Origin of the sequence: Microbacterium sp. (assembly GCF_047971895.1) — a bacterium.
GTDB lineage: Bacteria > Actinomycetota > Actinomycetes > Actinomycetales > Microbacteriaceae > Microbacterium.
The window spans coordinates 1-5985 of record NZ_JBKEAF010000028.1 but is presented as its reverse complement, the minus strand read 5'-3'; the positions used below and the strand labels follow the sequence as shown (position 1 = coordinate 5985).

At 68.3% G+C, this 5985-nt stretch carries 6 protein-coding genes and 1 tRNA gene; 3 read left to right on the top strand and 4 right to left on the bottom strand.

Annotated features, from left to right (window positions below):
• A partial coding sequence (locus ACK5IN_RS02975; protein WP_416894734.1) for a Panacea domain-containing protein occupies positions 1-505 on the bottom strand: 505 nt, incomplete at its 3' end.
• A 182-nt stretch (positions 506-687) separates the two neighbouring features.
• Positions 688-761: transfer RNA gene (locus ACK5IN_RS02970), tRNA-Gly, on the bottom strand.
• 136 nt (positions 762-897) lie between these two features.
• On the opposite strand from ACK5IN_RS02970, the gene dcd reads away from it, so the two are divergent.
• On the top strand, positions 898-1503 hold the full coding sequence (gene dcd, locus ACK5IN_RS02965; RefSeq protein ID WP_416894733.1) for a dCTP deaminase: 606 nt from the start codon (positions 898-900) through the stop codon (positions 1501-1503).
• Positions 1504-1903: 400 nt separating this feature from the next.
• On the opposite strand, the gene ACK5IN_RS02960 is transcribed toward dcd, so the two are convergent.
• Complete coding sequence (locus ACK5IN_RS02960; RefSeq protein WP_416894732.1) at positions 1904-3337, bottom strand: MFS transporter; 1434 nt, start codon at positions 3335-3337, stop codon at positions 1904-1906.
• 101 nt (positions 3338-3438) lie between these two features.
• Positions 3439-4023: a DUF2165 domain-containing protein gene (locus ACK5IN_RS02955; protein ID WP_416894731.1), complete on the bottom strand. Its 585-nt coding sequence runs from the start codon at positions 4021-4023 to the stop codon at positions 3439-3441.
• Between the two features lie 74 nt (positions 4024-4097).
• On the opposite strand from ACK5IN_RS02955, the gene ACK5IN_RS02950 reads away from it, so the two are divergent.
• Both ACK5IN_RS02950 and ACK5IN_RS02945 read left to right on the top strand, forming a co-directional pair.
• A complete protein-coding gene (locus tag ACK5IN_RS02950) occupies positions 4098-5231 on the top strand; it encodes a class I SAM-dependent methyltransferase (protein WP_416894730.1) in 1134 nt (377 codons plus the stop codon).
• A 137-nt stretch (positions 5232-5368) separates the two neighbouring features.
• The coding region (locus ACK5IN_RS02945) for an Hsp70 family protein (RefSeq protein WP_416894729.1) at positions 5369-5985 on the top strand (617 nt) is incomplete at its 3' end.

The following is a 5985-nucleotide window of genomic DNA, read 5'->3' as shown; positions in this document are numbered from 1 at the left end:
GAGCGCCAGCATCGCCGCCGCTTAGGTGAATGCCGCCCGCGGCCAGGTCAGATGCTGTGCGACCACCGAGGGTGCGATGGGCCCGGTAGTACGTAGCCATCGTTGCTTCGCTGATCGGCGTGTTCCCCGGGGTATCATCCGGAAGCCCAGCGCGCGCCTGAACCCACGGTTCTTCGCTGTGTGTGAGCGTGCTGAGTTCTTCGCCCGAGCGCGACCCGTAGGATGCCAGAACCAGGTCCACGATGTCTGACGACAACGGGTCGAGTTCGATCCCCGTCAGGTCTTGATCCGCGCGACGCGTCGTGCGATCTGCTCTAGCGTGTCGCACTTGCGGCACAACCGGTCCATCGCGGTAGGCCTTGAACCGCTCGGAGAACAGAGGTTCATCCGTGATTGACAGGTGCCAGGACTGCACGTAGTAGAGCAGTTTTTGGAGTTTCATCGCGTCGGTCCACCGCCCGGATCGGGCAAGAATCACGGATGCGACCTGATCAGCAGTAACCATCTTCCCCTCCGATCTGCTACGGGACCCTCCCCAAGTGTCGCACATGCGGATTAAGGGCTGCTGATTTCCCAGCCCTCGTACCGGGCATACTGGCACGTCTATGGCACGAATCCGCTCCGGGGGATCAATCACGGCGACGGGGGGACCCACGCGAATCGCCACGTGACCTGGTGATAATCCTGTGGAGGGGCTGACGGGAATCGAACCCGCGCTGTCTGCTTGGGAAGCAGAAGTTCTGCCATTGAACTACAGCCCCGATGCGCCGGAGGCGCCCGGCAAGCTTAGCAAACCGGCATCCATCAGTGAGACGGGCCGTGTGCGCAGACGCTGCTGCGCGGCGCACAGGTGTGTGCGCAGGAGGCAAGCCTCACGCACGCCGATAGGCTGAAGCCGTGCTGCTCTCGGATCGCGACATCAAACGGGAAGTGGATGCCGGGCGCATCGGCCTCGATCCGTGGCAGCCCGAGATGGTGCAGCCGTCGAGCGTCGACGTGCGGCTCGACAGGTACTTCCGACTGTTCGACAACCACAAGTACCCGTTCATCGACCCCGCCGAAGACCAGCCCGACCTGACGCACCTCATCGAGGTCGACCCCGACGAGCCGTTCATCCTGCACCCCGGGGAGTTCGCCCTGGGATCGACGTTCGAGCAGATCACGCTGCCCGACGACGTCGCCGCACGCCTCGAGGGCAAATCGTCGCTCGGGCGGCTCGGCCTGCTCACGCATTCGACGGCGGGGTTCATCGACCCCGGGTTCAGTGGGCACGTCACGCTCGAGCTGTCGAACGTCGCGACTCTGCCGATCAAACTGTGGCCGGGCATGAAGATCGGGCAGCTGTGCTTCTTCCGGCTGTCGTCGGCGACCGAGAACCCCTACGGATCGGGGCCCTACGGCAACCGGTACCAGGGGCAGCGCGGGCCCACGGCATCCCGCTCGTTTCAGAACTTCCACCGCACCGACGTGGGTGCGACCGACGCCGGGGCGCGCGGCGCCTGATCGCCCGACGCGCCTCGTCGCCCCTGCACGAATCGGGGCTCCCCGATAGCGTGGGAGAAGGTGACGGGGAAGGGACGAGTCGCACGCCGGGCGTGCGGGGCGTTCGGTTGCCGCGTTTCGCGGGCGGCGGGCGCGCATCGCGGCAAGTGAACGAGGGTGCGGTCAGGCGGTGGGCGTGGTGCGTGCTATCACGCCCGTGCCCGTGGTCGTCGTCATGCCCACGAGGCTGGCACTCGGGGCCCGGCGCGAACTCGTGCCTCGGTCCGGCGTTGCCGGGGAAGTCGCGATGCCCGAAGCGGCGGCCCCGTGGCATCCATTCGTTCTCGTCCCAGCCGAGCCCGCGAAGGCGCTTGCCGCGCCGGGTAGGCTCGGGCGCTTCGACATTGACGGAGAGCAGGTCCTACAGCCGCACGTGCTTGGGCAGCCGCACGAGAAGCAGCAGCACGAGCCCCGCGATGAGCACGATCGTGATGCCGAGGATGCCGAAGTGCGTCGCACCGAACCAGGCGATGAACGCCGTCCACAGCGCCGGCGCGAGGAAGCTCATGACGCGCCCCGTCGTGGCGTAGAGCCCGAAGATCTCGCCCTGCATGCCCGTCGGCGACACGCGTGCGAGCAGCGCCCGACTCGAGGCCTGCGCCGGGCCGACCGATGCCGACAGGATGATGCCGCCCACCCAGAAGATCGTCTTGCCGCCGTCGCGGAAGAAGAAGATGAACAGCGCGCTGAGGATGAGGATCGTGAGCGCCGCGACGATCACCGCCTTCGCGCCGAACCGGTCGTCGAGCCAGCCCGCGAAGATCGTCGACACGCCCGCGACGAGGTTGAGCGCGATGCCGAAGATCATCACCTCGGTCGCGGAGAACCCGAACGACACCGCGGCGAGGATGCCGCCGAAGGCGAAGACGCCCGCGAGCCCGTCGCGGTACACCGCGCTCGCGACGAGGAACCAGAACGTCGGCCGGTGCTCGCGCCACAGGGCGATGAGATCGCGCACGAGCACGGCGTAGCTGCGGAAGAACCCCACCTTGGGACGATCGTCCATGGCCGGCGACTCGGGCACGTTGAACACGAACGGCAGCGCGAACACGATCGTCCACACCGCGGCACCCAGCGCGATGAGCCGGTAGGCCAGGCCGTCGGAGACATCCATTCCGAACCAGTCCAGCTGGGTCAGCACGACGACGATCACCAGCGCGAGGATGCCGCCGATGTAGCCGAGCCCCCAGCCCAGACCGCTCACGCGCCCGATCGTCTTGGGGGTCGACACCTGCACGAGCATCGCGTTGTAGTTGACGCCCGCGATCTCCGATGCCACAGAGCCGAGCGCTACGAGTGCCGCCCCCAGCCAGAAGAAGGACGGCTCGGAGTAGACGAAGAACAGCCCGAACTGGAACAGTGCGAGGAACGCCGTGCCGCCGACGACCCAGCGCTTCTTGCTGCCACGGGCATCGGCCTGCTGGCCCAGCACGGGGGCGAGCAAGAGGATCAGCAGGCCCGCGACGAACGTGATGAGGCCGTACCAGCTCGACAGGTCGGCCAGCCCGCGGCAGTACTCGGTCGCGGCATCGGCGGAGTTCGCGCAGACGAGCGTGCCGTCGGCGTTCTGCGCGGCGACCTCGGGCGGCAGGAACGCGTCGGAGACCAGGTACAGCGAGACGAAGACGAAGGTGAGGATGACCGAGTTGAACGGCTGGGTCGCCCAGTCCCACAGCGCCCACGAGAACACCCGCTTGCGGGGCACGGGGGTGCCGTCGAGGCCTTCGGTCTGCAACGCGGCGGTCGACAGCAGCGGTTCGGTCGGCTCGCGGTCAGGTGGGGGCTGGTCGGCCACGAGAGTCCTCCCGGGAGATGGATGCCGCGTCGCGGCGTTGCGACGCAGGCCCAGCGTATCGGGGTCCGTCAGCCGAGGTCCGCGGGCTCTTCGGCCCTGACTCAGGCCTCGTCGTCGCGGCCGCGCCACGCGGGGCTCGGCAGATGCAGCAGCACGAGCCCGATGCTCGCGATCACCGCGTTGCGGAACGCGGGGTCGAGGCCGTTCCACGAGGTCGAGCGCCACATCTGGAACCACTCGCCGCCGATCGAGATGAACCCGCCGACGAACAGCAGCACGATCATGACCAGACCCACCGACGCCCAGCGGCGGGCCGATCCGAACCCGCGACCGAAATAGCCGCGCACGAAGAGCACGACGGCGACGATGAGCACGATCGCGGTCGCCGACTCCCAGACGATGACACCGATGTACGCGATGTTCCAGATCACCGGGTCGGTGATCGCGCGCCACATCACCTCAGGGTCGAGGCCTTCGCCGGGCGCGCCGCCGAAGTTCGTCGTGTCCATGGCGAGCACATGCTGCACGAACGCGAAGTTCGTGTCGTAGTCCGTGATGTTGCCGAGGGCGACGAGGAAGATGTACAGCGCGTTCACCAGTACGAGGCAGGCTGCGGCGAACGGGAGTGCGCCGAGCAGCCGCCAGCGGCTGGCCGTGGCAGGCGTGTGGGTTGATGCGTCGGTCATGGCGTCACAGTACTGCGCGGGACCCTGCGGCGAAAGACCCCCCACGCGGTGGCCGTGCGCCGTACCGTGGACGCATGGAGTACGACCTGGCCGGGCTGTCGCGGCACCCGGATGTCGAGGCGTCGAATCTGCACGCGTCCGACGCCGCCGACAGGCTGCTGCTCGACGAGGCCGCCGCTGTGCTCGCCGCGGCCCGGCCCGGCGAGGTGGCGGTGGTGGGGGATGCCTATGGTGCGCTGACGCTCGGGGCGGCGGCGCGGCACGGGCTCACCGGCATCCGCACCTTTCAGGACCCACTGTCGGGGGAGCTCGCGCTCGCCGCCAACGCCGCACGGTTCGGTCTCGAGGATGCGTACGCGTCGCACGCGCTCGACGCACAGCTGCTCGCCGGTGCCCGCATCGTGCTGCTGCGGCTACCCCGGTCGCTCGACGCGCTCGACGAACTCGGAGAGGCGATCGGCCGTTGGGCCGCCCCCGAGGTGCGGGTCTTCGCCGGTGGCATGGTCAAGCACATGACGCCCACCATGAACGATGTGCTGCGGCGGCACGTCAGGCGTCTGGATGTGACGCACGCTCGCCAGAAGGCACGGGTGCTCGTGGCATCCGACCCGCTGCCGCCGCGCGATCCCGTCTGGCCGCGCACCCGCGTCGACCCGGGCACCGGGCTCGTCGTCGTCGCGCACGGTGCAGCGTTCGCCGGGCCCGCGATCGACATCGGCACCCGGGCGCTGCTGGCGCACCTCGACGAGGCACCGACGGCGGATCGTGCGATCGACCTGGGCTGCGGGACGGGAGTGCTCGCCGTCGAGCTGGCTCGACGCAGGCCCGGGATGCCGGTGCTCGCCACCGACCAGTCGGCCGCCGCCGTCGCCTCGGCGCGTGCGACCGTGGCGGCGAACGGCGTGGCCGATCAGGTTGAGGTCGTGCGCGATGACGCACTCAGCGCGCAGCCCGGCGCGCGCGCCGGGCTCATCGTGCTGAACCCGCCGTTCCACATCGGCGCGACGGTGCACAGCGGCATCGCGCACAAGCTGTTCGCCGATGCGGGCCGGGTGCTGGCACCGGGCGGCGAGCTGTGGGCGGTGTGGAACTCGCACCTGCGGCACCGTGCCGCGCTGGAGCGGTACGTCGGTCCGACGCGGCAGATCGCGCGCGACCGCACGTTCACGGTGACGGCGTCGCGGCGCGGGTGGGCGCAGCATCCATGACTCCCTCAAAACTTGAGTCTGTACGTATCAAGTTAACTTGACAGCCGTTCGAGTGCAGGTATACCCTTGAGTCATCGCGGCTCAGGTTTGTGTGGCCGGAAATCAGACTTTGAACACCCAATGAGAGGGATAAGCACATGGCACGTGCAGTTGGAATCGACCTCGGCACGACGAACTCCGTCGTGAGCGTGCTCGAGGGCGGCGAGCCCAAGGTCATCGCGAACGCCGAGGGCTTGCGCACGACCCCGTCGGTCGTCGCGTTCACCAAGGACGGCGAGGTGCTCGTCGGCGAGACCGCCAAGCGCCAGGCGGTCACCAACGTCGACCGCACCATCACCTCCGTCAAGCGCCACATGGGCACCGACTGGAAGACCCAGGCCATCGACGGCAAGCAGTACACGCCGCAGGAGATCTCGGCGCGCATCCTGCAGAAGCTCAAGCACGACGCCGAGCAGTACCTCGGCGACTCGGTCACCGACGCGGTCATCACCGTGCCGGCCTACTTCAACGACGCCGAGCGTCAGGCCACCAAGGAGGCCGGCGAGGTCGCGGGCCTGAACGTGCTGCGCATCATCAACGAGCCCACCGCCGCAGCCCTCGCCTACGGCCTCGACAAGGGCAAGGAGGACGAGCTCATCCTCGTCTTCGTCCTCGGTGGCGGATCGTTCGACGTGTCGCTGCTCGAGGTGGGCAAGGACGACGATTTCTCGACCATCCAGGTGCGGGCTACCTCCGGTGACAACCGCCTCGGCGG

What these genes read in the sequence shown, in the direction of transcription:
- ACK5IN_RS02950 (WP_416894730.1), top strand. Translation starts at nt 4,098, where the DNA reads ATGGAGTACGACCTGGCCGGGCTGTCGCGGCACCCGGATGTCGAGGCG.
- ACK5IN_RS02955 (WP_416894731.1), bottom strand. Translation starts at nt 4,023, where the DNA reads ATGACCGACGCATCAACCCACACGCCTGCCACGGCCAGCCGCTGGCGG.